The sequence below is a fragment of the Salinivibrio sp. IB868 genome, from assembly GCF_001995655.1.
In the GTDB taxonomy this organism is placed as follows: Bacteria; Pseudomonadota; Gammaproteobacteria; order Enterobacterales; family Vibrionaceae; genus Salinivibrio; species Salinivibrio siamensis.
The window spans coordinates 116,874-142,691 of sequence record NZ_MUEW01000009.1; the positions used below are offsets into that span (position 1 = coordinate 116,874).

Annotated in this window: 19 protein-coding genes; 10 read left to right on the forward strand and 9 right to left on the reverse strand. The window is 50.3% G+C overall.

The window, feature by feature from the left end; genetic code table 11:
* Nucleotides 1–19 precede the first annotated feature (19 nt).
* Nucleotides 20–1,315, forward strand: coding sequence for a DUF945 family protein (locus BZG20_RS11155; RefSeq protein WP_077579039.1), 1,296 nt, complete (start codon nucleotides 20–22; stop codon nucleotides 1,313–1,315).
* Nucleotides 1,316–1,380: 65 nt separating this feature from the next.
* The gene (locus tag BZG20_RS11160) at nucleotides 1,381–2,121 is read left to right on the forward strand and encodes a PilZ domain-containing protein (RefSeq protein ID WP_077579040.1); all 741 of its coding nucleotides are present in this window, start codon (nucleotides 1,381–1,383) and stop codon (nucleotides 2,119–2,121) included.
* Between the two features lie 88 nt (nucleotides 2,122–2,209).
* Here the strand turns inward: BZG20_RS11160 and BZG20_RS11165 are convergent, their stop codons facing one another.
* Nucleotides 2,210–3,832 (reverse strand): VRR-NUC domain-containing protein, encoded by a 1,623-nt coding sequence (locus BZG20_RS11165; RefSeq protein ID WP_077579041.1) that lies wholly within the window; start codon nucleotides 3,830–3,832, stop codon nucleotides 2,210–2,212.
* 47 nt (nucleotides 3,833–3,879) lie between these two features.
* On the opposite strand from BZG20_RS11165, the gene BZG20_RS11170 reads away from it, so the two are divergent.
* The 3 genes from BZG20_RS11170 to BZG20_RS16005 all read left to right on the forward strand — a co-directional run bounded on the left by BZG20_RS11170 (nucleotide 3,880) and on the right by BZG20_RS16005 (nucleotide 8,784).
* On the forward strand, nucleotides 3,880–5,361 hold the full coding sequence (locus BZG20_RS11170) for a phosphatase PAP2 family protein (protein ID WP_077579042.1): 1,482 nt from the start codon (nucleotides 3,880–3,882) through the stop codon (nucleotides 5,359–5,361).
* Nucleotides 5,362–5,466: 105 nt separating this feature from the next.
* Nucleotides 5,467–8,565, forward strand: coding sequence for an FAD-binding and (Fe-S)-binding domain-containing protein (locus tag BZG20_RS11175; protein ID WP_077579043.1), 3,099 nt, complete (start codon nucleotides 5,467–5,469; stop codon nucleotides 8,563–8,565).
* A gap of 63 nt (nucleotides 8,566–8,628) precedes the next feature.
* Nucleotides 8,629–8,784 (forward strand): hypothetical protein, encoded by a 156-nt coding sequence (locus BZG20_RS16005; RefSeq protein WP_156146643.1) that lies wholly within the window; start codon nucleotides 8,629–8,631, stop codon nucleotides 8,782–8,784.
* A gap of 162 nt (nucleotides 8,785–8,946) precedes the next feature.
* Here BZG20_RS16005 and BZG20_RS11180 read toward each other — a convergent pair whose 3' ends face one another.
* Both BZG20_RS11180 and BZG20_RS11185 read right to left on the reverse strand, forming a co-directional pair.
* Entirely contained in the window at nucleotides 8,947–11,100 is a 2,154-nt protein-coding gene (locus tag BZG20_RS11180; RefSeq protein WP_077579044.1) for a YgiQ family radical SAM protein, read from the reverse strand.
* A 145-nt stretch (nucleotides 11,101–11,245) separates the two neighbouring features.
* Nucleotides 11,246–12,142, reverse strand: a complete 897-nt coding sequence (locus BZG20_RS11185; protein ID WP_077579045.1) for a LysR family transcriptional regulator — start codon at nucleotides 12,140–12,142, stop codon at nucleotides 11,246–11,248.
* A 101-nt stretch (nucleotides 12,143–12,243) separates the two neighbouring features.
* Between BZG20_RS11185 and BZG20_RS11190 the strand changes: the two genes are divergently transcribed.
* Complete coding sequence (locus tag BZG20_RS11190; RefSeq protein WP_077579046.1) at nucleotides 12,244–13,461, forward strand: MFS transporter; 1,218 nt, start codon at nucleotides 12,244–12,246, stop codon at nucleotides 13,459–13,461.
* A 117-nt stretch (nucleotides 13,462–13,578) separates the two neighbouring features.
* Here BZG20_RS11190 and BZG20_RS11195 read toward each other — a convergent pair whose 3' ends face one another.
* Nucleotides 13,579–14,886 (reverse strand): GGDEF domain-containing protein, encoded by a 1,308-nt coding sequence (locus BZG20_RS11195; RefSeq protein ID WP_158010033.1) that lies wholly within the window; start codon nucleotides 14,884–14,886, stop codon nucleotides 13,579–13,581.
* Nucleotides 14,887–15,032: 146 nt separating this feature from the next.
* On the opposite strand from BZG20_RS11195, the gene BZG20_RS11200 reads away from it, so the two are divergent.
* From BZG20_RS11200 to BZG20_RS11210, 3 genes are all read left to right on the forward strand, one after another.
* Nucleotides 15,033–15,704, forward strand: coding sequence for a hypothetical protein (locus BZG20_RS11200; protein ID WP_077579048.1), 672 nt, complete (start codon nucleotides 15,033–15,035; stop codon nucleotides 15,702–15,704).
* Nucleotides 15,705–15,766: 62 nt separating this feature from the next.
* Entirely contained in the window at nucleotides 15,767–15,961 is a 195-nt protein-coding gene (locus BZG20_RS11205; RefSeq protein WP_046073071.1) for a DUF4250 domain-containing protein, read from the forward strand.
* A gap of 191 nt (nucleotides 15,962–16,152) precedes the next feature.
* Nucleotides 16,153–17,769, forward strand: coding sequence for a diguanylate cyclase (locus tag BZG20_RS11210; protein WP_046073072.1), 1,617 nt, complete (start codon nucleotides 16,153–16,155; stop codon nucleotides 17,767–17,769).
* 64 nt (nucleotides 17,770–17,833) lie between these two features.
* On the opposite strand, the gene BZG20_RS11215 is transcribed toward BZG20_RS11210, so the two are convergent.
* Nucleotides 17,834–18,334, reverse strand: a complete 501-nt coding sequence (locus BZG20_RS11215; protein ID WP_077579049.1) for an META domain-containing protein — start codon at nucleotides 18,332–18,334, stop codon at nucleotides 17,834–17,836.
* Nucleotides 18,335–18,901: 567 nt separating this feature from the next.
* Here BZG20_RS11215 and folE point away from each other — a divergent pair.
* Nucleotides 18,902–19,558: a GTP cyclohydrolase I FolE gene (folE, locus tag BZG20_RS11220; RefSeq protein WP_046073073.1), complete on the forward strand. Its 657-nt coding sequence runs from the start codon at nucleotides 18,902–18,904 to the stop codon at nucleotides 19,556–19,558.
* Between the two features lie 97 nt (nucleotides 19,559–19,655).
* On the opposite strand, the gene BZG20_RS11225 is transcribed toward folE, so the two are convergent.
* The 4 genes from BZG20_RS11225 to BZG20_RS11240 all read right to left on the reverse strand — a co-directional run bounded on the left by BZG20_RS11225 (nucleotide 19,656) and on the right by BZG20_RS11240 (nucleotide 25,780).
* On the reverse strand, nucleotides 19,656–21,209 hold the full coding sequence (locus BZG20_RS11225; RefSeq protein WP_077579050.1) for a PAS domain-containing methyl-accepting chemotaxis protein: 1,554 nt from the start codon (nucleotides 21,207–21,209) through the stop codon (nucleotides 19,656–19,658).
* A gap of 165 nt (nucleotides 21,210–21,374) precedes the next feature.
* The gene (locus BZG20_RS11230) at nucleotides 21,375–22,568 is read right to left on the reverse strand and encodes an amino acid aminotransferase (RefSeq protein WP_077579051.1); all 1,194 of its coding nucleotides are present in this window, start codon (nucleotides 22,566–22,568) and stop codon (nucleotides 21,375–21,377) included.
* A gap of 193 nt (nucleotides 22,569–22,761) precedes the next feature.
* Entirely contained in the window at nucleotides 22,762–24,162 is a 1,401-nt protein-coding gene (asnS, locus tag BZG20_RS11235) for an asparagine--tRNA ligase (RefSeq protein ID WP_046073077.1), read from the reverse strand.
* Between the two features lie 103 nt (nucleotides 24,163–24,265).
* Nucleotides 24,266–25,780, reverse strand: a complete 1,515-nt coding sequence (locus tag BZG20_RS11240; RefSeq protein WP_231637367.1) for a methyl-accepting chemotaxis protein — start codon at nucleotides 25,778–25,780, stop codon at nucleotides 24,266–24,268.
* Between the last annotated feature and the right edge of the window lie 38 nt (nucleotides 25,781–25,818).

A 25,818-nucleotide genomic window follows, 5' to 3' on the forward strand; every position in this document is an offset into this window, starting at 1 on the left:
TGCCTGAGGCAAAGAAAACATGTTTTTAGGAAAGTATGGTGCCATCGCAGGTGGCCTTGCGATTGTTGCGTGTTGGCCGTTTGCGACTGGCCAAATCGCACAGTCGATGTATGAGCGAGAAGTCGATCAGCGCTCAACGGCAGAATTCACGCTTGAGCAGCAGACCTACGATCGCGGGTATTTAAGCTCGCAGGCGGTCACACATCTCTCATTTCAGGGTGAAACCAAAGCGATGCTTGCGCAGTCGGGCTTACCCGTTAGCTACGAAATCGCCTCAGAGATTTCTCATGGCGTGTTTGGCGTCTCGTCAAGCAACACGTTAGTGATGACGCCTGAGCTACAAGCGATCACCCAAAAAGCGTGGCCAGGTAACCCAACCCCAGTTCGTTTAGAGCTAGATACCTTGATGACAGGGGCATCCGATTATCACCTTACCGTCGCACCTTTTTCGCTATCAGAGGCGAGCAGTAACCTGACCGCGAGTGAGTTAAGCCTACAAGGCGAGATCGACCGCAAAGGACATGTGAACGCAACCTTTTCTTTACCCGCGCTGGCCTTCAACGACGATAGTGGGCAGCAACTGAAAGTGGATAGCGTGTCGGGGTCAGGAAGCGGCTATTTGCAAGATGGTCTGTGGATTGGTGAACAGTCTTTATCGCTCGAGCAAGCGCACTTCAGTGATGTGAGCGGTCAATCGTTAAAGCTGGGCGACGTCAAGCTTGAGATAGGGAACAAGTTGATTACGTCTGAGTCAACGTCAACCCGCGAGCTAAATAACACCAACCAACTGACGGTGGGAACGATTGCGTTACCGAACAACACGCAGTGGCGTAACTTGGTAGTGGCACTCGATGCCAATCATCTTGATTACAGTGCCATGTCCCAAATCGCGTTACTCTCGTCGCAGTGGCAAGAAGGTAGCGCGCCAGTGAGTATGGAGGCCTTTGACCAAGCTTTGGTGCAATTGTTGCAGTCGGGGTTATCGATTGATTTGTCGCCCGCCAGCTTAACCGTGCCAGAAGGCGATATCAGTGTCGACATGCACGTCGATGTGAAAGGCAGTGAGCCAACTGGCGTGTTTAATTTGCAGCAACTGGTCAATCAGGTAAGCGGTGATCTTGATGTCTCGGTACCCAATGGAGTGGTGACACAGTCACCGTGGCAAGCAAAAGTACAGGATCTGACCAAAGCGGGTTTTGTCATACAAACAGATAAAAATACTGTGCTGTCTGCCAAAATTGAGGGAAACCAAATCATCACCTCTGATGGCTCTGCCGTACCGCTGGTACAGTTTGTCATGTTTATGCTGATGTAAATGCCGCATGGGCACTGACTTGAGACGTCGGTGCCCTTAGTTATCCATCACAATAAAAGCGAACGATGATGCAGTCCTTGCCTGAACTTAAGGCCAAAAAATACAAAACGGTGAGAGAAGAGACCGTCATAGGGTTACGTGCCGTGGCATTTATGAAGCATGGCACCACGACGCAAGTACAAATAAAGACCCCAGTGGGACAAACGTACCGGTGTGAATGTACCTTTATCGGTTTTGATGGTGAAAAGCGCTTATTCTTTTCGCTACCGACAGAAAATCTTAATCAAGTTAATCAGTTTTTTATTGAAGGTTATCGCTTGGCGGTTGATGCAGTATCTGATGAGGGCGAGGGGGCTAAAGTGCGGTTTGCCTCTAAGATCTCAACCGTGCTCAAAACACCCATTAATTTGGTCATGGTCGAGTTACCGCAACAAGCCAAACTGATACAACAGCGCAAAGATAATCGTTATGAGTTAAACGTCAAAGGGGAAATTCCGCTCGATCATCGTCGTTTGCCCGTTAATCTTACCGATATTTCTGCAGGCGGTTGTGGGTTTAGTTTTGACGCCATTGCGCCTGTGTTTGAAAAACACCACCAAATGGCGATTCAAATCCAAGCACCAAACAGTGACGAGTGTTTTATCTTGAGTGGGCAAATAGAGAACCGCCAACAAAAATGGGGCATGCAACGCTATGGCGTGTCGTTTGACCGCAGCGGTCTCAAACATTGCGAGGCGTTGATTAAACGGCTGGTTTACGATGGTTCTCATTACATTTTTAACCCCAATGCTGAAGCGAGTGAATGACAAGGTCACTTTAGGGGCTTGAGGCATGTCGCGTCAGAGTATGAGAGCCAGTGGTAGGCCTATCCCATGTAGGATGTCCCTGCTTGCATCACTCATCCGGCGTGACATACGTCACTTTCGCTGGGATCTCATGCTGTTGAAAAAACTGTAGCCAGCGTGTTTGGTGAGGCTGTAGCGTATCGCCCGGCCCCTTTACTTCCACCCATTGGTAGGATGCGCCTCGGCACATAAACAAGTCTGGATGGCCGCGGCGGTTATGGCGACGGTCGAACAAAATACGTTGAAAACAGGCGCGAAGCTGTGTGTCTGTAAGCATGACTAACGCAGCCTCAAGCAGCGGCCACTCTATCACCGACCAATTTACCCACTCGTTAGTGATGCCGTGCTTTTGCTGATAGTGTTGTGCCACCCAATCGCGTGCTCGATCAATCTCGGCGAGGCGCTGATCAATCAGTGTCTGCCGTTTAGCGACAAAGTCGTCGCTGTGGAGATCGCGCGGCCCACGTTGAAAAGGGTTAAGAAAGGCGCCACGGACCGGCAAAAACAAAACATCCCAAAAAAACAGCCCAAACAACGCGTTAAGCAAGCTGTTCTCGCTGAACCATACTTCCCAGCCTTGCTGACGATAATAGTCAGCAACCTCATTTTCGACGCGGTGATTCAGCGGTAAAGCTAACGTCTCGGTGGGTAATGTCGCCGGTTTAGCACTCGCTGAGGGAACCAAGCTGCCGAGTGCGCGAACCGGTTTTTGTTTCGCCAAGCGATAAGCAACGTCAAGCTCTTCCTCATCGTGTGGGGCTTGGAGCATGGTTGCGATGATCGTTGCAGCCGTTTTAATGTCACCTTGCTTTATCAAGATACGTGCGCGTCGTTCTTGGCTGGGTGGCTGAGTGGTGGTTTGATACAGCGACAATGCGGTCGATAAATCATCCTGGCGCTCAAATTCGCGTGCAATGCGATTAACCAAGCGCTGCCGCTTGCGCTCGAGCGGTGCCCAGTCAAAAGGGGCTGGCAAACAGGGTGCTAACGCCAAGACTTCTTTAGGTTGCTTGTTTTTGCGCGCTTGCCACACGATCTCGTTTAATGCGGATAAGTGCAGCCAGTCATTTATTTGGGACCGATGCTCAAATAAGCGATCGGCTTGCCGAATGGGATAGGGCTCAAAGTGTTGGATACCCAGCTCGGCCACCACGAACTGGCTCAAATCCTGGCGTGAATTGCCAAAATACAGCAGGTTTAATACCGGTAAGATGTCTGGCTGGTGGCAGACCACCAATTCATAAGGGCTGTCGAGTGTATTGCCGTAGAGAGCCTCTATCGCCTGCTGCCACTGGCTTTTAGGCGCACTTTTGGCGAGCCCTGTATCAGGAAAAGCCGTCATAAGTTGTGTTTTGGTGAGTAATTTGAATACCACCTCTGCCGGGGCAGTATGGGTAAGGCTAATAAACTGATGTTCAGCTAAGGTGTCGAGCAGCGGCGGCGTTTCACCCAGCTCATCGTAGTGCAGCGAGCCGGCCAAAAACCAGTCGTGACGGCGCATCAGTAAACGCACCAGCAAACACTGTGCTTTGAAGCTAAGCTGTTGAAAGGTCGTCAGCCAATGTCGTTCTTTGTGCGTGAGAAGATCCCAGTCACGTTCGCAGACTAAATCCATCAAGTTTTGAAAGTTATGATGGTAATAATAGGGACTAAGAGGGTCTGGCTGCGTCATTCTTTTCCTTATCTTTCATCAGGACACGTGCATTCAGGAGCCGCCGCATGAAACGGATTATCGCTGTACTATTGTCAGTCTTTAGCGGATTAGTGTCGAGCTATGCCTTGGCTGAGAATGAAACTACGTTCTCCACCGAGCAAGGGATCGCTGGGGTCGCATGCATTATTAGCGATCCAGCCGGACGGCTCTTGCTAGTGAAAGACACAGTGACCGGACGGTATGGTTTGCCCGGTGGGCGGGTTAATTTGGCCGAATCACCGAGTAGAGCGCTAGCGCGTGAAGTGTTTGAAGAAACGGCTATTCGCGTCACGGTCGGTAATGTCTATCATCAAGATGAGCGCGGTGTGTTATTTGCTTGTCAAAGCCAGGCACCATTGCCCGTTGTCTCTACGGCGGAGGGAGTGGGTCTTTTGCCGGCTTGGCGCGCGCCCCATTTTGCCTCTGAAGTCGAGCAAGCACGGCTGGTACCGCGCGCCCATGCGCAGGATTATCGCTATCGTTTTCGCGACCGTCGTGATCTTTTGTGGTCGCTAGCGGCGAGAACGCCAAGCAGCGATGTCAGTGCCTTGGCCGATTTTAGTGCCTTAGCGCCTGTGTTTTATGTCAGTCAATATCGATGGGTCGCGGGGATACAAACCGCGGTACAGCAAATGAGCGAGGCGGCGAGCTCGACCGTGACCGCGGTATTTAGATTGGTCAATACGCTGGGCGAGACCGCCTTTTACATTGCACTGCTGCCGCTATTTTTGGTCTTTCGTGGCCATAAATCCGCATTATCACTGCTCTTTTTGTTAATAAGCGCGGCGGCAGTGTCGACGACGCTAAAAAGTGGCTTTGCCATGCCAAGGCCGTTTTATTTGTGGCCAGAGTTACAAATCGGCCAGGCAAGCGGCTTTACGGTACCCAGTGGTCACACCTTACTCGCAGCGGCTGTCATGACCGCTTGGTATCTAAAACGTCGGGTCACACACCCACCTGCTTATAGTGCGCTCGCCATGACGCTGTTGGTGATAGTGCTTATGGGGCTGAACCGCATGTATCTCGGTGTGCACTTTGCCAGTGATGTAGTGATCGGGGCGCTAGTAGGAAGCAGCGTTGCCTGGGCGACTGTCAAGCTTGATGCGGTAACGGTGGGTAATGAACGGCCCATGCTAACGACAGGCAGAATCTGGTTCTTAGCGTGTCTTATCATGGCGCTGTTGGCATTGGCATTAAAGATCCCCAATTTGGTGTATCTGTCAGCGTTAGCAGCGGGTGTCTATACCGGTCAGGTTTGGCATAAGCTCTTTCCTAGCCATAAACCGGCCAGCCAGCTCAATGGCAAACTGTTAACGCTGGCGTGGATTTTTTTCGGTATCGCCGCCATTGTTGGCGCAGCCTGGGGAGTGGCACAGCTGACAGGCCTAAGCTGGATTGTGCTTATTGTCGTTTCAATGGCGGCATGGAGTTTGGGCCCGTGGGTACTGATTGCCAGCCCAGAGCTTGCTAAATGGTCAGGTAAGCGGCTAGGTTGGCGCGAGTGGTGATAAGGATTTGCTAGGTGATCGCTTTGGCTGTGCCAAGAGTTAAGGTAAAGTGACAGCACAACAAAAATTGCACCAGGCATGGTGAGATAGCGCACAGGAACAGCAATGATACCGGCAATCCATCCAGAGGCGGGCCTGTCGTCCGCCGTTGTTGATTTTATCACCGCTTTGCAAACAGCAGGTTTTCAAGGCGACATTGAATCGACCTATGCGAGCCGCCTTGCGGTGGCCACTGATAACAGTGTTTATCAAGCCTTACCACAAGCCGTCCTCTTTCCCGCATCGGTTGATGATCTTCAGCTTATTGGTCAGACCGTCCAAGCCCCAGCTTTTAGTGAGATTAAGTTTTCTCCCCGTGGTGGCGGCACTGGCACCAATGGCCAGTCGTTGACCCAGCATGTGGTGGTGGATGTGTCGCGTCATATGCAACAGGTGCTGGAAGTGAACCCGGAGCAAGGCTGGGTACGTGTGCAAGCAGGCGTGGTTAAAGATCAACTCAATGATGTCTTGCGCCCGTATGGTTACTTTTTCTCACCTGACTTATCGACCAGTAATCGTGCCACGATTGGCGGGATGATCAATACCGATGCCTCCGGTCAAGGCTCGCTACGTTACGGCAAGACCTCTGATCATGTACTGGGTTTAAAAGCAGTGCTCGTCGATGGCAGTCTCTTGGATACTCAACCGCTTAACGCTGAACAGCTTCAGCAGGCAATGTCGCGCGACGATCTAAGTGGCCGAGCGCTGCAAACGGTGTCCTCAGTCTGTCGTGAGCACCGTGACTTGATTACCGAGACCTTTCCACCATTAAATCGCTTTCTAACCGGGTATGATCTTAAACATGTTTACGATGACGCACTGACCGTATTCGACATTGGTCGCGTGCTATGTGGCGCTGAAGGGTCCCTAGCGTTTATAGCCGAGGCCAAGCTCAACATCACCCCGATCCCGACTGTGCGTACCTTGGTGAATATTAAATACGATAGCTTTGACTCAGCATTGCGTAATGCGCCGATGATGGTAGACGCTAATGCCTTGTCGGTTGAAACCATTGATGCCAAAGTGCTTGATTTAGCGCGTAATGACATTGTTTGGCATACGGTGAGTGACTTGTTGCAAGCGGTGCCCGGCAAAACCATGCATGGCATTAATATGGTGGAGTTTGCGGGGAATGATCCGGGTGAGATAGAGCAGCAGATTACGGCACTTTGTCAGCAACTGGATAGCTTGATTGCTCACAAGCAAAAAGGGGTGATTGGCTATCAGATTTGTCGGGATCTCGCGTCAATCAACAAAATTTACGCGATGCGTAAAAAGGCGGTCGGACTGCTGGGTGCCACAAAAGGTAAAGCCAAGCCCGTTGCCTTTGCCGAAGACACTTGTGTACCGCCTGAACACCTTGCTGACTTTATCAGTGAATTTCGGGCATTGCTCGATAGCCACCATTTGCACTATGGCATGTTTGGTCATGTCGATGCGGGGGTACTGCATGTGCGTCCAGCGCTGGATTTGTGTGACCCTGACCAAGAACGCGTAATGAAAACCCTCTCTGACCAAGTGGTTGCTTTGGTTGCCAAATATGGCGGCTTGATGTGGGGAGAGCATGGTAAAGGATATCGTTCGGAGTACGGCCCAGCGTTTTTTGGTGATACCTTGTTTGCGCAGCTTCGCCATATCAAGGCGGCATTTGATCCGCAAAATCGAATGAACCCAGGAAAGATTTGTACGCCGATTAATAGCCAAGATGCCTTGGTGAAGGTTGATGATACCAAGCGTGGCTTTTATGACCGCCAAATTCCGGTAGAAGTGCGTGATAGCTTTAAAGGGGCAATGGAGTGTAATGGCAACGGGCTGTGCTTTAACTATGACACCGCCTCACCCATGTGTCCTTCGATGAAGGTCAGTTATGACCGTCGCCATTCGCCAAAAGGTCGCGCTGGGATCGTGCGGGAATGGTTGCGTTTACTGTCTGAGCAAGGTGTCGACCCCTTGGCGGTTGAGCAGGCATTGATGACCCAGTCGCCGTCAGTCCGTGAAGTGATGGCCAAATTCGGACGCTATTTTACTCGCCGCAGAGAAGCAGATGATTTTAGCCATGAAGTCATGGAAGCCATGAGCGGTTGCTTGGCGTGTAAGGCTTGTGCTAGTCAGTGTCCGATCAAAGTGGATGTGCCGAGTTTCCGCTCGCGCTTTATACAGCTCTATTACAGCCGCTATCCGCGCCCGGTGAAAGACCACTTAGTGGCGAACATTGAAACCTTGCTCCCGCTGATGGCCAAAGCACCAAAATGGGTGAATGCGGCGACTCAGCCTCAATGGGCCCAAGGGCTCACTGCGAAGCTAATTGGCTACACAGACACACCGGCGTTGTCGGTGCCGACGCTGGCTCAGTCTCTAGCGGGCGATCATGCGCTTAAGTTTGACTTAGCATGGCTGCAGGCTCTGTCCGCGCAAGAGCGTGAGCACTATGTGTTGATCGTACAGGACCCTTTTACCAGTTTTTATGAAGCGCCCCTGATTCACGATTTGATCAAACTGGCGCGACAACTCGGGAAGGTGCCCATGCTGGTACCCTTTAAACCCAACGGGAAAGCCCAGCATGTAAAAGGTTTCCTCCGTCGTTTCGCCCAGACGGCGCGTAACACCGCTGGCTTTTTAAACCAGCTGGCGGCGTTGAATATTCCCATGGTGGGCGTTGATCCGGCGCTGGTGCTTTGTTATCGCGATGAGTATCAAGAAGCGCTAGGTAAGCACCGAGGTAACTTTAATGTGATGCTGAGTCATGAGTGGCTGAGCAGTGTTGTGCCTGACATGCCGGTCGTGACGAGCCGTGATGCTGACCCCTGGTATCTGTTCGGCCACTGTACCGAGAAAACACAGTTGCCTCATGCTGAGCAACAATGGGTGGCTTTATTTGCGCACTTTGGTGCGACGCTTAAACCGATTTCTGTCGGTTGTTGTGGTATGGCGGGCACTTATGGCCATGAAGCAGACAAACGTGAAACGTCAGCTGCGATCTATGATTTAAGTTGGTCGCCACAGTTGGCCAACCTACCTAGCGAGAGAGTGCTCGCAACCGGTTACTCGTGCCGTAGCCAAGTGAAGCGGTTTAGTGAGACGCAGTTACAACATCCTTTGCAAATCTTGTTGCGGCTAGCGTGTACGCGAATTGATCGTGCGCGTGTCGATAACGTATCACTATAAAGCTTGCATCTGGGTGGCTTTGTCATACAGTAAAATAAAGAGCTGAAAGCTAAGGTAAAACAAATGCTTAAAACGATTGTTATCATCTTGCTGGTTTTACTCGGGATTACGGCAGCCCAGTACTTGGACGAGGGGACGCAAAAGAAAATTGCGTGGGTGATCGGAGCCATCGCCGGTGTCCTGGCGCTTGGTGTGATTGGTGTTGAGCTTTTCCGTTAGTTGTGGGCGTATCCGACGCGCCATGAGTACGATGATACCGTAACGCCAACAAACTCGCCGCGCTCGTAGTGAAACGCTCGTAGTGAAACGCCCGTAGTAAGATGCCCGCAACGGGGTGTACCACGACGGGCGTTTTTTATTTCATCCTTTTAAAGCAGGCGCTTATGCGCGTTTTCCACGCTGGTTATTGCCTCGCCCTTTGTTATTTGGCCGACGTATATCGGGTTGTTTGGGGTGCTTAGTGGCAAAGCGCTGGGTGCCATGGCGGCCTGAGCGGCGCTGCCGGCCTGTTTTTTCGGGGGCATCTTCTTTCGGGATCAGGCACTTGGGCCCGTTACCAATCAAATGCTGTTTCCCCATACGTACCAAGGCTTCACGGATCAGTGGCCAGTTAGCGGGATCATGGTAACGCAGTAGCGCCTTGTGTAAGCGTCGCTGGCGCTCTCCTTTTGCCACTGTCAGTGTTTCGCGCTTTTTATAGCGTACCCGCTTCAGTGGGTTGGTTTCTGAATGGTACATGGCAGTCGCATTACACATGGGTGATGGGTAAAAGTTTTGCACTTGGTCGCACTCAAAGGCATTCTCTTTCAGCCAGCATGCCAGATGCACCATATCTTCATCCGTACACCCTGGATGCGCGGCAATGAAGTAGGGGATCAAATACTGTTTTTTGCCCGCTTCTTTACTGTATTTTTCAAATAGAGCCTTGAAGCGATCATACGCACCCATACCGGGCTTCATCATTAAATCCAGCGTATTTTTCTCAGTATGTTCTGGGGCGATTTTTAAATAGCCACCGACATGGTGAGTGACCAACTCTTTCACATATTCCGGTGACTCAATCGCCAGATCGTACCGCACTCCCGAGGCAATCAGGACTTTTTTGATTCCCTCTACCTGGCGTGCTTTACGGTAAAGATCAATGGTATGGCGATGATCGGTATTGAGCTTGTCACAAATCTTTGGAAATACACAAGAGGGGCGACGACAGTTACGCTCCGCTTTAGGATCGGCACAGCCGAGTCGATACATGTTAGCGGTTGGGCCACCCAAGTCTGAAATCGTGCCAGTAAAACCAGGCACTTTATCGCGAATATCATTGAGCTCTTCAATGATCGACGCTTGTGAGCGGTTTTGGATGATCCGCCCTTCGTGCTCGGTAATTGAACAAAATGAACAACCGCCGAAACAGCCACGCATAATGTTCACCGAGGTTTTAATCATGTCGTAGGCAGGGATCTTGGCTTTACCGTACTTTGGATGAGGTACTCGCGCATAGGGGAGGCCAAACACATAGTCCATTTCTTCGGTGGTGAGCGGCACCGGAGGCGGATTAATCCAAAGGAGTTGATCGCCATGTTGCTGACCCAACGCCCGCGCGGAGTAGGGGTTGGCTTCCAAATGCATCACCCGGCTTGCATGGGCATACAAAATCCGATCGTTTCTGAGTTTTTCAAACGAGGGCAGGCGAACAAAGGTGTTTTTCGCATCATGCCTAGAAGGGCGAATGGTGATTGGTTTCGCGGCATCCGGCTCTGCTTTTTTGCTGGTTTCGCATTGGGTTTCTGTTGCATAGGGGTTGGGCATGGTCATGCTCTTTCCCGGTTTATCAATGCGGGTGGAATCGACTTCTGCCATACCTTCGGGCGGTGTTTTCATCATCACTGCGGTGCCCGCGATGCGAGTCATATCGGCTAAGGTGTCACCGCGAGATAAACGATGTGCCACTTCTATCAAGGCGCGTTCTGCGTTGCCAAATAGCAATATGTCTGCTTTCGCGTCACATAACACAGAGCGACGGACTTTGTCTGACCAATAGTCGTAGTGTGCTAAACGGCGCAAGCTGGCCTCTATCCCGCCCAGTACGATCGGCGTTTGCTTATACGCCTCTCGACAACGTTGAGAATAGACCAAAACCGCACGATCAGGGCGTTTACCTCCCTCGTTATTGGGCGTATAGGCATCATCATGGCGCAGTTTTCGGTCTGCGGTGTAGCGGTTGATCATCGAGTCCATGTTGCCAGCCGTCACGCCAAAGAATAGGTTAGGCTCGCCTAATGCCATAAAATCATCTTTATTGTGCCAGTTAGGCTGCGAGATGATGCCAACACGAAACCCTTGTGCTTCCAATGTGCGGCCAATCACCGCCATACCAAAGCTAGGATGATCGACATAGGCATCACCGGTTACGATGATGATATCGCAGCTATCCCAACCTAAGATATCCATCTCTTCACGGCTGGTGGGCAAAAAAGGCGCGGGGCCAAAGCAGGCCGCCCAATAAGGGGTGTAATCGTATATAGCAGTCGGTGTCACGTTATGGTCTCTTGGTCAGCCCATTGCAATGAGGACAGGCGATTCAACGATACGCGCATCGTGCGCCAGGGCGGGCGATAAATTAGCCAGCGATTTTAGCGATAATCCTGCATCGAGTATAGGGGTAAATCTGGGGAAAGGTGGCTCAGGATGTCATAGAAGGCTTGGCAGACGGATTGTGTTGTTGCACATAATCAATGAAGGCGCGATCGGCGAGGGACAAGTAGCCCTGTTTACGCCAGGCAATCGCAATATCGAGCTTGATCGGTTGTGTAAAGGGGATCCCGACAATCCCCATTTCATGTTCGGTGACCATATCGAGCAGTGCACTGATCGCAAACCCATGACGGACGATATTCAAAATCATCGCCAGTAAATTGGTTTCTAATGAAAGTTTGGGGGTTATTGCATGCGTATCGCAGACCTGGTCAAGGTAATCACGGTGGAAGTATCCCGGACGGAACATGATCAACTCATGGTCGAAAAAGGTGTGGTAATCGAGCTTATGATGTGTGGCGAGCGTATGATCGGTCGCGACAACGGCGACCATCTGCGAGGAAATCAAATGCGTGGTTTCTAACGAATCGGGCACCTCTCTATCGTTAATCACGGCGAGATCCAGCTCACCGTCGAGCAGCATTTGCCGCAGGGAGTGAGTGCCAGCCTCTACCACTGTGAGTTTTAGCGCGGGATAGCGACGGCGGAACCCCATCAGCAACTCAGGAAAAAAATAAGATCCGAGCATACCCGGTACACCGATACGTACCTCGCCTTTTTGCAATCCTTTAAGCTCATCCATGGCTGTGGCTGCATCTTGCATTTGCTGTACGACGCGATAGGCATGCTGCAGCAATACTTGCCCTTCTTGCGTAAGCTGAATATGCTTTTCATTGCGAATAAAAATCGGCATACCCAATTGATTCTCAAGCTTTTTAATTGCAATACTGAGCGCTGGTTGCGCGATATGCAGACGCTGGGCGGCGAGCGTAAAGCTTTTAGTCTCAGCGACAGCAATCACTTGGCGGAGCTGTTTGACGTCCATGAATATAAATAAAATATATGAAGAGGATATATTTAATATATTTTATTAATTATAAAGCGGTTGTTAGCATGATCACATCTTAGCCCACTGGTGAGGTTTTCATGATAGAGCTTGGCTCACCACGTTACCGACTGACGGCGTTTGCGCTCGCGTTCGGCTCGTTTTTGATTTTTTGTAACCTTTACTTGTTTCAACCTATGCTACCTGTCTTTGCCGCGGCTGATGGGATCAGTGAAACACGGGCGAACTGGCTACTTGCGGCCACCACTTTAGGTCTTTCTTTTTCACTGGTGCCTTGGGCCGTGCTGTCGGAGCGAATCGGCCGGCGCCCCGTGATGCTGGTGAGCCTTTGGATGCTTCCCGTGATAGGCCTTATGATCGCCAGCACCTCTTCTTTTTGGATCATCGTCGGTTTACGGGCTTTAGTCGGCATTGCGCTGGGTGGGTTTGCCGCGGTTGCGGTCGCGTATATGGCAGAAGAATTCTCACCGGAGGCGCTGGCAATTGCTGTGGGTAGCTATATCAGTGCTAACTCACTGGGGGGGATCTCGGGGCGTGTATTCGGTGGGATGATGACAGATTGGTGGGGCTGGCATGGCGCGGTGATGGCGATGGCCGTGCTCTCCTTGGTAGGTGTGGCCATCGTGAGTAAACTTTTGCCTCGTCAGCGTTATTTTTCGCCTGGCAATACCTCCTTACTGACCCATTCTCGCGGGGTGCTCACGCATCTTCGCACTCCCAAATTGTGGCTGGCGATGATGATTGGCGGTATCAATTTTGCGTTATTCGTGAATTTGTTTTCGGTGATGGCGTTTCGCTTGGTGGCTGCGCCTTACCAATTGCCAGTCAGTTTGGTGTCTTCGGTGTTTGTTTGTTACCTCGCCGGCACGGTGACATCACGATTGAGCGGGCGCTGGGTGCTGCACTTTGGCGCGATCAAAGGCATGGCTTTTGGAACAGGGGTGGCCATGCTGGGGGTTTTAGTGACCTTGAGCAGTCAGGTGCTTTGGATGGTGGTGGGGTTATTAATTGTAAGCGGTGGCGCGTTCTTTACTCACTCACTCGCTTATGGATGGGTAAGCCGTCAAGCCGCGCAGGGTAAAGCAACGGCAACAGCCTTATATCTGGTGCATTATTATATTGGTGGTAGTCTCGGTGGGTTTTATCTTATCGCAGCTTGGCAACACTTTGCATGGCCTGGCGTGGTGATCGCGGCCCTAGTGCTTATCACGATTTTATTGGGACTGGTATTTGGCCTTTCTCGTGTCATGCGCCGACGTCGCGAAAGCCAGCGCCAAACGTCTGTTGTGGCATCCTAAGCGTTAACTCGGCGCGGAGAAAAAGGCGTTGCCCAACGCCCATCCAAGAGAGCGTCTCGCGATGACTGTACTTTCTCCTGCCTGTCTCTGATTGTCTTTTTGCGACCGAATGCTTCGCTAAAGCGATGTTTCGGTGGGCATATCGATATTGTCACGGCTGACAGAGTTTCTGGCGTCAAACCCCGTCTGTTTGCCTGGCTGGTAAGTACGTATACAATTTCGCCCTTCGGCTTTTGCTTGGTAGAGAGCACTGTCGGCGCGCTCTATCAAGGATGAAAGCGTATCGCCTGGTTGTAGCGTGGAAAGGCCTATCGACGCGGTGACTTTCAACGGAGTACGGCTTTCATCAATATAGACATCCATCTCTCTAATTTCACCCAGCAAACGCTCGGCGATTTGTGCGGTGATTTCGCCATTACATTTAGGGAGGAAGACAATAAATTCCTCGCCACCAAAGCGACCGAAAATATCTGCCTTTCTCAAGCGCTCTTGTACGGTGCGAGTAAATGATTGCAAGACCACATCGCCTGCGTAGTGACCCCACTTGTCATTAATTCGCTTGAACTTATCCAAATCGAGCAGCAAGACGGAGAATGGCGAGTGCCGCTCTTCACTAACGGCCAGAGCGCGCATGGCCAGCTGTAATAGCATTCGGCGGTTATAGATACCGGTTAATGGGTCCAGCGTCGCCTGCCGGTAAAGGCGCAAAATCATGTGGAGTTGAGAAAGCTGTGACCATACCACCATGAACGCAATAACGGTTTGTAGCCAATACGAAGCAATATTATCTGGACTGGTCATGGTGCCACTGAATGAATCAACCCATAAGTGGCAAATCAGGGTAATCGACATCAAGAGTATGCTTTCCCGCATTGTGAGCGGGAAGATGGTCAGCATGACAATCTGAATAATGGGCAGCAAGGTGTAGCTGTAAGAGAATGCCGCGTTGTCGGTGGGAAAGCCTAAAGTGTGGCTGGCGGACAAATAAAAGGCGTTGGTAGCGAGTACCATGGCGACCAAGCCAAGTTTCGCTGATTTGAGATTATTAGCGCGATTGACCGCGTAACCAATGGTAATAAGCATACCCGCTAACAAAAGGCGTTGTAGCGAGAGCTGCGCAGCGGCCGCTTTGTCAGCGAGGAACAAAAAATCAGCGGGTGACCATGCAATGGTCAGGGCGGCCCATACATAACACAACACGCACAAGCGGCTGCGCAGATAAGTGCTGCGTGTATTATTAAAGCTGTTTGCGTGCTTTTTAGCACTCCACAGCTCAAGGAATGATATTTGCAGCTTGTAGATAATATGGCCTAAGGTTTCACTCATCATTGCACTCATTGTTGTTCCCGCCTGTGCAAAGGTTCCAGTTGCGTCCGCCGCTTTGGTATTATCCTGCTGCGCGGTCATGTTATTTTTTTCTGTCATAAAGGTTGGTATAAGCGTGCAAACATGCCAGTTTGTTGTTTGTTTTGACTGTGTTTCTTGCATTCAATGTGATCTAGCCAACTTTTTAATGCAATGAAACGAATAATTGACCATTTTTTATTGAGATACGTAAGGTGCTTTTCACTATGTATACGTTACTTGCTCCTGCGGTTGCCTCGGCAATTCTAGGGGCACAGCTGGTGCTCTCACTGGCGCTATTGAAAGGAGAAATATGCCCAGGCCAGCGGGGCCGATTCCATCGTGCTTTCTGGGTGCCTGTTTTTGCGTGGTTGATCTTAGTTCCATTTACGTTGTTCGCCAGTTTACCCTTTTTGTTGTTAGGGATTTTTGCGTTTCGATCAAAAACAGGCAAAACACGTCACTCCGGTCCCATTCCTTTGCTTCATGTCGCAAATTTATTGGGTTTTGTTGCATGGATTGTCATACTTGCCACGCACGGTGGCGGGATGCTGATGATGGGAGCCTTGCAACTAGTGATTCTTGGGGCGAGCCTTGGCCATAGTTTGTTAGTGCGTGCGCGCTCGCGATTGCAAGCTTTTGATCGCTTGCTCCCTGTGAGCAGTGTATTAGCCTTTATGGGCGTGATGATGATGGCCGCGCTGTTGTCAGCGGTTAGCCCATCGGCAACGAGTGACATCAATGCCATTATGGCTGGTGCAGGCCTAGGTTTGCTTGGGGTGGCCGCACAGATTTGGCACCTGCTTAAACAAACATCGCCTGTGTTTTGGCGCGTGAGTGTTGGTTTTGGATTTATGCTGTTGGCCAATATCAGTTTGACACGGCTTGTCATTGCTTGATTGGGCAGTTTTTCGTCTAGGATCTATACTCAAAGTGCGTGAATTCAGTGCAAGGAGAGGGTATGGATATCCACAATATCAGCCGATTAGATGGTGCTATCTTCTATGGCATTGTGAATGAAAGACTGCGTCTAGAGTGTGATAGTTTGGAAGCACTGATGGCGCATTTAGACCTCGACCACGATCAGTTGCAAAGTAAATTTGATGATATTGGTTGTGAGTACGACCCACTTACCAACCAATTAAAGCTTAAATAACGTCTAGGCTGCGACTCACTGCACACACAGTGAGTCGCATTTCTTGCCGCCTTTTGACAGACCCGCGACACGTCCTGCCATTTTGTTAAAAATTTGATCGTTTATTAGTCTGCCCACTACGCTTATAGAGGGAGAGAGTCAGTGAACCTTCTGTTTTATCACGTGGATTATTCTTTATAAGGACGACACTGATGCCGCGAAGAGCATGGAGCGTAATTGTATTAACCGCACTGATCGGTGTGGGATTTGCAGCCTTAACCGCCCATTTATTGTATCAAAAAGAGCAAGAGGCGATTCGTAAAGAGCTGCATAAAGACGTGAATAATGCCGCAATGGCGTTGGCGCGCGAGGTCAACCTTGGCCTTGAACTGCTCTACGCGGTTAAGAATCATTTTGACGCGGGTCACCGATTGGACGCGCGTAATTTTCAGCCGCTGACATCCGGTGTACTGAAACGCCACCCAAGCTTTAAGTCGATAGAGTGGGTGGATATCGTGATGCACCATCAGCGCCGGCATTATGTTCAGGGAATGGAAGAAAGAGGTGACCCGTCGTCAGGGTTTAATATTGTCGAACTAAGCCCAAACAATCAGCTGATCCCTGCTAAGCGGCGTGACATGTATTTTCCGCTGAGATTCACCTCTGGCGAGAACAGCGAAGCGTCTGTTATTGGTTACGATCTTGGTTCCACGCCAGTCACCCGTCAGGCATTGAAAACCAGCTTTAATACCGGCGTGCCTGTCGCCACCCCTGCTACCACTATTGAGCGCGCCTATGGCAATGTACGCGGCTTTTTGTTGATCATGCCTATCTTATTAGATCCAGAGCAGCTGGGTGGAGAAGACACGCGAGATTTACGCGGGTTTCTGGTGGCGGTGATTGATGTGAATACCTTGGTTAATTTGGCGATCGACACCGTCATTAATGATGGGATTAATTATACCCTGATTGATGCGACCGACCCGAGTCATCGCCAAGTACTTCATACGCAGCGGGTGGAATTGGCACAAATGAAAGACTCACTGGCGCAACAGCCCGCCAAGCCTATTTTCTTCGCAGGTCGCGAGTGGGAACTGATTGGCTATCCGACCGTCAGCTACATGCAGGCAAGGCAAAGCTGGGTGCCGTTGTGGACGTTTCTCATTGGCAGTGGCATATTTTTGGTGATTTGCTATCTGCTTTATCGCCTGCAGTCTCGCGCCTACAGTGTTCAGGTACAAGTTGATCAAAAAACACACGCATTGAAAGAAGCCAATAGTCGACTGGAGTCGATGACCAAGTGTGATGGGTTGACGGGATTACATAATCGCACCCAGTTTGAGCAGGAGCTCGAACGTGAGATCCAGCGTGCACTTCGTGATGAAGCGCCTTTGAGCCTGATGGTAGTAGAGATCCAGCACCTGTCTAATTACAACAACCAGTATGGACGCATTGCCGGTGATCAGTTGATCCGACAAATTGCACAGGTACTGGATGAGATGCTTAAACGGCCCGGTGATTTGGTATGTCGGTTTACCGGTAGCCAGTTTGTTGCCATCTTGCCGCGCACAGAAGGCGCAGAGCGATTGGCTGATGAGTGTGTAAAAGCGGTGAAACGATTAAAGGTAGAGTTTGAAGGAGAGCCGGAAGATCGGGTCAGGGTATTTGTTGGCGGGGTAACGGTCAGCGATCAAAAAGAAATGACTGCCTCGCGATTACATGCTTATGGTGAAATTGGCTTGACCCGTGCGAAAGCGGACAATGATACTGGGTGGCACTGGATGGAAATCAGCGCGCCGGTGCAGGACAATAAAAGCATTGACCCTTAAAGAACCAGAGCGGTACAGATGCACCGCCCTTGTATGTTTCTAAGATATAAACGCTGACGCGAGGTTAGTACTCTTCACCTTTATTGAAGCGGGAATCAACCACAGGGCTTTTGAGTAGGGGATCTTCTTCAGTGTTTTGCGTGTTAGCCGCGGTGAATAATAACGTATGCGCCTCGTTACTGAGCATAAGATGATTATCACGTATTGTTGCATCACTCCATTGGCTTAGAACCTGACTCATGGTTTGTTCGAGTTCCATCGCACTGGACGAACACGCCATCTTAGTACTGGCCATTGGCGCCACTTTGAAGCGATTACTATTCAGTTCAGCGTTACCAAAATAACGGTTACAGCCACTAAAGCCGCTGACACCCATGTCCTTATTAATGGTAAGCGTTGGGGTTCCTTCCGCACTGATAGCCTGTTGATCGACCATGGTCAGTTGCCATTGCTGGGCAACGCCAGAGCTTGTCACGCTGCCATCGTCACCGCCGGCATACTGGCCGTTACTACAAGCGGTCACCCCGGCAGTGAGCATGACTGCCATCAACACGTGTTTTTTCATAATGACTCCTTAGTCACTAACAGTGGGTTTCAATTCAAGCGTAGCCAAGTTAGTAACAAGTATGCCAATAAAAATGTGAGTTTATGTCAAGCCAATGTCTTTTATGTTGGGCGATAAAAAAAGCCCCCGGTAGAGGGGGCAAGATATACCATCGCGTGTCTTATTATTATTGAAATCTTGTCTTGGTGGTGTTTATTGCACCAGCACAATTCACTGAGCGAGTATGGCTGACGCCACGGTTGGTTAGTCGCAGGAAATCAACTGATGAGATTACCAAATAAAAATGACAGTTTAGTTTCACTCAGAAGACGAGATAACGAAGGATGACATCTTGGCGATAGCGTAGGTCGCACATGACGACATCATTTCTGAGCGAACATGTTCATTTTCCTTGACAATTTTGCCATTGAGGCTGTCCACTAAGGCATCAGGCAGTAAAACCACAGCATTCGCGAGGTGTATTTTTTGGATATTAACGTTATGCTTCTATTTAGTGACAGCACTGATCCGACACTGGCTACAGTGTGTAAGTAGAAGAACGGCTAGGGCAGACCCAAAAAGGAATCCATCATGGCATTGAGCGATGCTGCAAAGAAAGTTCAGGAAGCGTTGGTTGCTCGCGGTATTGAAACCCCAATGACGGCGACATCTCCGATGTCTTCTGAAGAACGAAAAGAAAAAATTGAATTTCATATGCGTGAAATTCTGCAGTCGATCGATTTAGACCTTACCGATGATAGTTTGGCCGAGACACCGGCGCGAATTGCGAAGATGTATGTCGATGAGATTTTCTCAGGCTTGGATTACGCGCAATTCCCCAAAGTCACCATGATTGAGAACAAGATGGGTTGCGATGAGATGGTGCGCGTTAAGGACATTTCAGTGACCAGCACCTGCGAGCATCACCTTGTTACCATTGATGGTCGGGCAACCGTCGCCTACCTTCCTAACCACAAAGTGCTTGGTCTGTCCAAGATAAACCGGATTGTGCGTTTCTTCTCTCAACGTCCGCAAGTGCAAGAGCGACTAACACGTCAGGTGTTGGTGGCATTGCAAACGCTGCTGGAAACCGAGGACGTAGCGGTGCGTATTGAAGCGACGCATTATTGCGTGAAATCTCGTGGTGTCATGGATGCCAACAGTGAGACGACCACCACCGCACTCGGTGGCTTGTTTAAGAAGAATGCGGCAACACGTGCTGAGTTTTTGCACGGGATTCAATAACGCCCATGCTCAGACGGCAGATGTTCAAAAAGCCCCACTCTGGTAACAGACTGGGGCTTTTTTAGGGCGGTTAGCGTGGAGGCGTTAGCGGTTTGGTTTACTCAAACTGCCTCGCAATATCGTGGAACTGACGCACTTTATCTCGCAGCTGACGGCTTGCCTCGGAAACATCATTGACCTCGTTGAGGTTTTGCTGAGAAACCGATTCGATATCATGGATCTCTTTGCTAACGGCGGTGAAACTCTCTAATTGCGCTTGGGCAGAGTGGTGTGTTTCATTCGTGCGGCCGACCACATCCTCTATCGCATTTCTGACCGAGTGCAGGCTCGTAATACTGTGGTCCGTGGTATCAACACACGCTTGTGTTTGTTCGTGGCTTTCGTGAATCTGGTTTTGCCAATGCGAAATAGTGTTGTGCATGTCTTGGATTGAAGACTGGATTTGCTCCGTGGCTGTTTGCGTCCGACTGGAAAGCGCCCGCACTTCATCGGCAACAACGGCGAAGCCTCGGCCTTGCTCTCCAGCGCGTGCCGCTTCAATTGCCGCATTCAGCGCTAGCAAGTTAGTCTGCTCGGCAATCCCACTGATCTCACTCATTGACTCGGTCACTCGATCTGCGGTGGCAGACAGCTGTTGCGTCGCGGTGAGGGAGTTTTCAGATTGTTGAGAGAGGCTTTTTAATTGCTCGCCTGTCTGCTGTAACAAGGATTCGGTTTCTTTGCTTTGCTGCTGGACCGAGTGCAATAGTTCAACACTTTGCTGGGCGTTATCAGATACCCTGTTTGCCGATTCAGAGGCATGATCAATGTTACTGGCAATCGAGGAAATCTGGTGGCTTTGCTTATTGATAGCATTAGACACGCGTGTTGATAATGCACTCAACTCATCCGAAAATTGATTCAGTGACAGTGAAGCATCGAGCATACGTCCAAGAATAGTACGTATGCGGGCATTGAGCATTTTCACCTTGTAGTCAACCACCGAACTGAGCCCAGTCCCCGAGTAAATATAGCGGCTGATACTGTCGTAATTGGCTTGCACGCCGCGCGCGAGGGTTGGCAAGGTAAAGAGCTCGTCACGGAAGAGGGTACCAAGCACCAAAGGCATCGCAATGGCGCCCGCCACATCCCAGCCCGATATGGCGCTATCGAAAATAAGCGACACAGGTGCGGCGACCAATCCCAACCCCATTAATGTGTACTTCAATGCCGCAGGAATATCGGCAACCGACAACTGCTTCATCGACTTGCCGTTTTTCTCTGCCCGACACAGGGTTTGGTAGATTTGCGCGGCGCGATGTTTGACGGCAGGATCAGGCTTCACCCTGACGGACTGATAGCCGGTGACTTGGCCTCGGTCGTAAATGGGGGTGACATACGCGTCTACCCAATAATAATCGCCGTTTTTACAGCGGTTTTTGACGATACCTCGCCAAGGTTGGTTAGCTTTTAAAGCTCGCCACATATCCGCAAATGCCGCTTTGGGCATATCGGCGTGACGAATAATATTGTGAGGCGCGCCCGTCAGTTCCTCTTCATCGTAGCCAGCGATCCGAATAAACTCCGGGTTACAGTAGGTAATCACCCCGCGTTTATCAGTGGTCGAGACGAGGCGCTCATCGTCACCAAATACAACTTCATTATTGCTCATAGTCTTTATCTTTTTTGGTCACAGTTGATAAAAGCCTTGTTGGTTTTAGTGTAGTGGTTTCAGGCTTTCTATTAATAATTATGTTAATAAATTGTTTCTTTCTGGACGGAGCCCATAAAAAAAGGGCCTTGCGGCCCTTTTGTTTCAGTTTTAAGACAGCGGTGCTTAGTCTAAAACCTTTGCGATGGCAGTGCAAAGTGGCACCATGTTGGTGTGCGTCATGCCTGCCACATTTAAACGGCCTGAGCCGACGATATACACGCCATGATCGGCTTTGAGTGCATTGACTTGGTCTTTATTGAGCCCAGAGAACGAGAACATGCCGTTTTGCTGCTCGATAAAGCTAAAGTCACGCGACACACCTTGCGCTTTCAATGTTTTGACAAATTCGGTACGCATGGTTTTGATGCGATCGCGCATGTCCGCTAGCTCTTGCAACCACTGCGCCTTGAGCGTTGCGTCGTTCAAGATGGTGGTCACTACGGCGGCGCCGTGAGCGGGTGGGTTAGAGTAAATAACGCGGGCAATGGTTTTCACCTGACTAAACGCTTTGGTGGCTTCTTCTTGATTACGGCCAACGAGCGTAAAGGCGCCCACTCGCTCATTATACAAACCAAAGTTTTTCGAAAATGAGCTCGCGATAAGCAGCTCAGGACATACCTGAGTAAAAATACGTAAGCCGGCAGCATCCTCTTCGACACCAGTGGCAAAGCCTTGATAAGCAAAGTCGAACATCGGCAGCAGGCCTTTACGCTGACAGAGTTCCGCGAGGGTTTGCCACTCTTGCTCGGTAGGGTCGATGCCAGTCGGGTTATGGCAGCAGCCATGAAGGAGAACAACATCACCTGAGCTTGCTTTCTCAAGGTCAGCGACCATTGCTGCAAAGTCTTTATCGTTTTTCGCCGCATCGTAATAGCTGTATTCAGCTAAAGGAAGGCCAGCGGCAGTAAATACGCCCTTATGATTTGCCCAAGTTGGATTGCTGATCCAAACCGTGACATCGCCAAGATGACGTTTAATAAACTCGCCAGCCAAGCGAAGCGCACCGGTTCCACCTGGTGAGTGTGCGGTTTGCGCGCGTTTGTCGTTGATAACGTCAGCTTGCTCACCGAACAGCAGTTGTTGCACCGCGAGGCCATATTCGGCCGTGCCAGGAATGCTTAAGTAAGACTTGGTGCTTTCTCTGTCGAGAAGTAACGCTTCGGCTTTTTTGACAGAAGGGAGTACCGGCGTTTCGCCATGCTCGTTTTTGTAGACGCCTACCCCGAGATTGATTTTGTCTTCACGGGGGTCAGCTTTATATTCTTCAGTCAGTCCTAGAATAGGATCAGCGGGAGCGGCAGAGATTTTCTCAAACATTGGTGTCGTCCATGGTTATGATGAATGAAAGTCAAACTGGCTTTTTTATAACACTTGTCGAGAAGAATAGAAACCGAAGGACAAGCGGACCAGTCATGTGTTTTGTATCGGTTTATGCTGTAAAAGCAGTTTTTACGCGGAAAAAACACAAGAAAAAGGCTGCAATATGCAGCCTTTTGAATAGCAAACCGATTTAGAAGTTGGCATTGCGTGGTGAGCGAGGGAAAGGGATCACATCGCGAATGTTGCTCATTCCGGTTACGTAGGAAACGAGGCGCTCAAAGCCCAAACCAAAGCCTGAATGAGGAACTGTGCCATAGCGGCGTAGATCGCGGTACCACCAGAAATCTTCTTTCTCAAGGCCCATTTCTTCTAAGCGTTGGTCAAGTACATCAAGACGCTCTTCACGTTGAGAGCCACCGATAATTTCGCCAATTCCCGGTGCTAACACGTCCATCGCGGCAACGGTTTTGCCGTCATCGTTCATGCGCATGTAGAAGGCTTTAATGTCTTTCGGGTAGTTTTTAACGACCACCGGCGCATTAAAGTGCTCTTCTGCAAGATAGCGCTCGTGTTCAGACGCTAAATCGATTCCCCATTCAACTGGGAATTCGAATGTTTGGCCGCTGTTTTGCAAGATGGTGACCGCATCGGTGTAATCCACTTGGGCAAAATCTGCATTAACAAATTTTTCCAGACGCGTGAGCACGTCTTTGTTAATGCGTTGCTCAAAGAATTTCATATCGTCTTGGCGCTCTTCAAGCACAGCTTTGAACACATACTTAAGCATGGCTTCTGCCAAGGCCGCCGAATCATCCAGGTCGGCAAAGGCCACTTCTGGCTCAACCATCCAAAACTCCGCCAAGTGACGGCTGGTGTTTGAATTCTCCGCGCGGAAGGTTGGACCGAAGGTGTAGACTTTGCTCAACGCACAGGCATAGGTTTCAGCGTTTAACTGACCCGATACGGTCAAGAAGGCTTCTTTGCCAAAAAAGTCTTGGTCAAAGTCGACGTCGCCTTGCTCGGTTTTGGGCACATTGGCCAAGTCTAAGGTAGAGACGCGGAACATCTCGCCAGCACCTTCACAGTCTGAGGCGGTGATCAATGGCGCAGACATCCAGTAATAGCCTTGCTCATGGAAAAAGCGGTGGATCGCTTGTGACAAGGTGTGGCGAACCCGCGCCACCGCACCAATCACGTTTGAGCGTGGGCGTAAATGGGCCACTTCACGCAAGTATTCGATAGAATGACGTGTTTTCGCCATTGGATAGGTATCAGGGTCATCTACCCAACCGACGACTTTTACGGCTGTGGCTTGCAGCTCATAGGCTTGGCCTTTTCCTGGCGACTCTACCACGTTACCCGTGACTTCAACTGAGCAGCCAGCGGTCAAGCGAAGAACGTCTTGCTGATAATTATCCAGCTCATTAGGGACCACGGCCTGAATAGGGTCAAAACAAGAGCCATCGTAAATGGCAAGAAAAGAAATACCGGCTTTGGAATCTCGGCGTGACCGGACCCATCCACGCACAGTCACTTCAGTGTCGACTGCCGCCTTGCCGCGCAGGACGTCTACTACAGGCGCGTATGTCATAATTCGCTTCTATCTCCGTTTAGGGTAACGCGGTTATTCAGTGACAACCGCATCAGTCATTTTGCAAGTTAGGCTAGCAAGTTTACCTGTATCCTGTATAGCTTCAAGACTTGAGCGAGTCTGAGAGCTTAAATTGACCAATTAATCCCTCTAACTGCTCAACCAGTTGCTCAAGATTCGCGCTGATAGCTTTGACCTCATTGGCATTGCTGGCGGTATCGTTAGCATGGCTTTGGATTCGGCCAACTTGAGAGAGGAGGGCATCGGTCATTTGTGCTTGGTGTTCGCTTTGTTGGCTAATATCGTCCGCGTTGTTATTCACGGTGGTGACTTGCTCGGCGATATTGCCGAGCGCCTCAGAGAGAGCCATAACGGTTTCGCCTCGCTGATTAGCACTGTCACTGGTTGCTTCCACCGCTTGTGCTGAGGCTTCGCTACCTGCACACAGGTTTTCGATAATGGTCTGGATTTCTCCGGTTGCGTCGTGGCTGCGGCTGGCAAGGTTACGCACTTCTTCAGCAACTACCGCAAAACCACGGCCTTGTTCGCCAGCACGCGCGGCTTCGATAGCGGCATTTAACGCGAGCAAGTTGGTTTGTTCGGCAATTTCACGAATCACCCCCAGAATAGTGGTCACTTGCTGGCTTTGTTGATTCACATCCAAAATTTGGCTGCGCACCTGGCTTATATCTTCGACTAACTTGCGAATATCATTGGCGGCAACGTTAGCGAGATCACTGCCTTGGTTGGCGCTGGTGGCCGCTGATTCACTCAGTTGCGCCGCTTCTTGGGTGCGGTTTTGAATATCATGTTGGTGTTGTTGAACATTATCGATCGCCGATGACATATCATTGGTTTCATGACGCTGGCTATCCGCTAATTGGTCGGTATGGCTAGAGACGCGAATCAAGTTCATCGCCTCGGCTGACAGCGTTTCAGAGGTGCGCTGAACTTGTTGCAAGCTGGCAGAGAAGTTATCAAGCAACTGATCACAGCTATCACATAGCTCACCGATTTCATCGCCTCGGGTATCGTTGAGACGCTCGGCCAGATTTTTATCATGGCTGGTACGTTTCATGAACGCAGAGACCCGCTTGAGCGGAGACACTACCCACCGACGGATCACCGTTAATGAGATCAGAAAACCGATCACAGCAATGCTTCCCATGATCCCGGCAGTAATGAGCATTTCTTTATCTATGGTGCCGTAAAGCGGCTCGAGATCGTACTCAAGGCGAATCACCCCTAGCACTGTCCCTTCTTCGGCGACGTGGCACTGCAGACAGTTAGTGCCGCGGTAGTCGCTGCTTGCTTTCATTGGTAGGGCAACCACGAGTCCTTTTTCGCCATTGCTGTCGACGGTTTCAACGATGGTTTCACCGTCTAGGGCACGCTGATCAATCGCATCCTGCGGCGATTGTTCGGGGTTACCGGGGCCAAAAAAGCGAGTAATAGCGTCGGATCGGATCACACGCGCTTCTTCAATACCTTCATGAGAAAGCATTTTTTCTCGCAAGGTATTTCGTTGGCTAATGGTGCCCGTCAACATCAACATGTTAAGGCTATCAAAGTAGTTAGAGGCTTTATCGAGCGTTTGCTGACTAACAATCGAAGTCATCAGTGCCTTTTGCTGATGAGATTGGTAGGCCAAGGACG

What these genes read in the sequence shown, in the direction of transcription:
- BZG20_RS11160 (WP_077579040.1), top strand. Translation starts at nt 1,381, where the DNA reads ATGATGCAGTCCTTGCCTGAACTTAAGGCCAAAAAATACAAAACGGTG.
- BZG20_RS11195 (WP_158010033.1), bottom strand. Translation starts at nt 14,886, where the DNA reads ATGACAGAAAAAAATAACATGACCGCGCAGCAGGATAATACCAAAGCG.
- BZG20_RS11190 (WP_077579046.1), top strand. Translation starts at nt 12,244, where the DNA reads ATGATAGAGCTTGGCTCACCACGTTACCGACTGACGGCGTTTGCGCTC.
- BZG20_RS11175 (WP_077579043.1), top strand. Translation starts at nt 5,467, where the DNA reads ATGATACCGGCAATCCATCCAGAGGCGGGCCTGTCGTCCGCCGTTGTT.
- BZG20_RS11200 (WP_077579048.1), top strand. Translation starts at nt 15,033, where the DNA reads ATGTATACGTTACTTGCTCCTGCGGTTGCCTCGGCAATTCTAGGGGCA.
- BZG20_RS11185 (WP_077579045.1), bottom strand. Translation starts at nt 12,142, where the DNA reads ATGGACGTCAAACAGCTCCGCCAAGTGATTGCTGTCGCTGAGACTAAA.
- asnS (WP_046073077.1), bottom strand. Translation starts at nt 24,162, where the DNA reads ATGACATACGCGCCTGTAGTAGACGTCCTGCGCGGCAAGGCGGCAGTC.
- BZG20_RS11155 (WP_077579039.1), top strand. Translation starts at nt 20, where the DNA reads ATGTTTTTAGGAAAGTATGGTGCCATCGCAGGTGGCCTTGCGATTGTT.
- BZG20_RS16005 (WP_156146643.1), top strand. Translation starts at nt 8,629, where the DNA reads ATGCTTAAAACGATTGTTATCATCTTGCTGGTTTTACTCGGGATTACG.
- BZG20_RS11240 (WP_231637367.1), bottom strand. Translation starts at nt 25,780, where the DNA reads ATGACTTCGATTGTTAGTCAGCAAACGCTCGATAAAGCCTCTAACTAC.
- BZG20_RS11205 (WP_046073071.1), top strand. Translation starts at nt 15,767, where the DNA reads ATGGATATCCACAATATCAGCCGATTAGATGGTGCTATCTTCTATGGC.
- BZG20_RS11230 (WP_077579051.1), bottom strand. Translation starts at nt 22,568, where the DNA reads ATGTTTGAGAAAATCTCTGCCGCTCCCGCTGATCCTATTCTAGGACTG.
- BZG20_RS11225 (WP_077579050.1), bottom strand. Translation starts at nt 21,209, where the DNA reads ATGAGCAATAATGAAGTTGTATTTGGTGACGATGAGCGCCTCGTCTCG.
- BZG20_RS11170 (WP_077579042.1), top strand. Translation starts at nt 3,880, where the DNA reads ATGAAACGGATTATCGCTGTACTATTGTCAGTCTTTAGCGGATTAGTG.
- BZG20_RS11165 (WP_077579041.1), bottom strand. Translation starts at nt 3,832, where the DNA reads ATGACGCAGCCAGACCCTCTTAGTCCCTATTATTACCATCATAACTTT.
- BZG20_RS11215 (WP_077579049.1), bottom strand. Translation starts at nt 18,334, where the DNA reads ATGAAAAAACACGTGTTGATGGCAGTCATGCTCACTGCCGGGGTGACC.
- BZG20_RS11210 (WP_046073072.1), top strand. Translation starts at nt 16,153, where the DNA reads ATGCCGCGAAGAGCATGGAGCGTAATTGTATTAACCGCACTGATCGGT.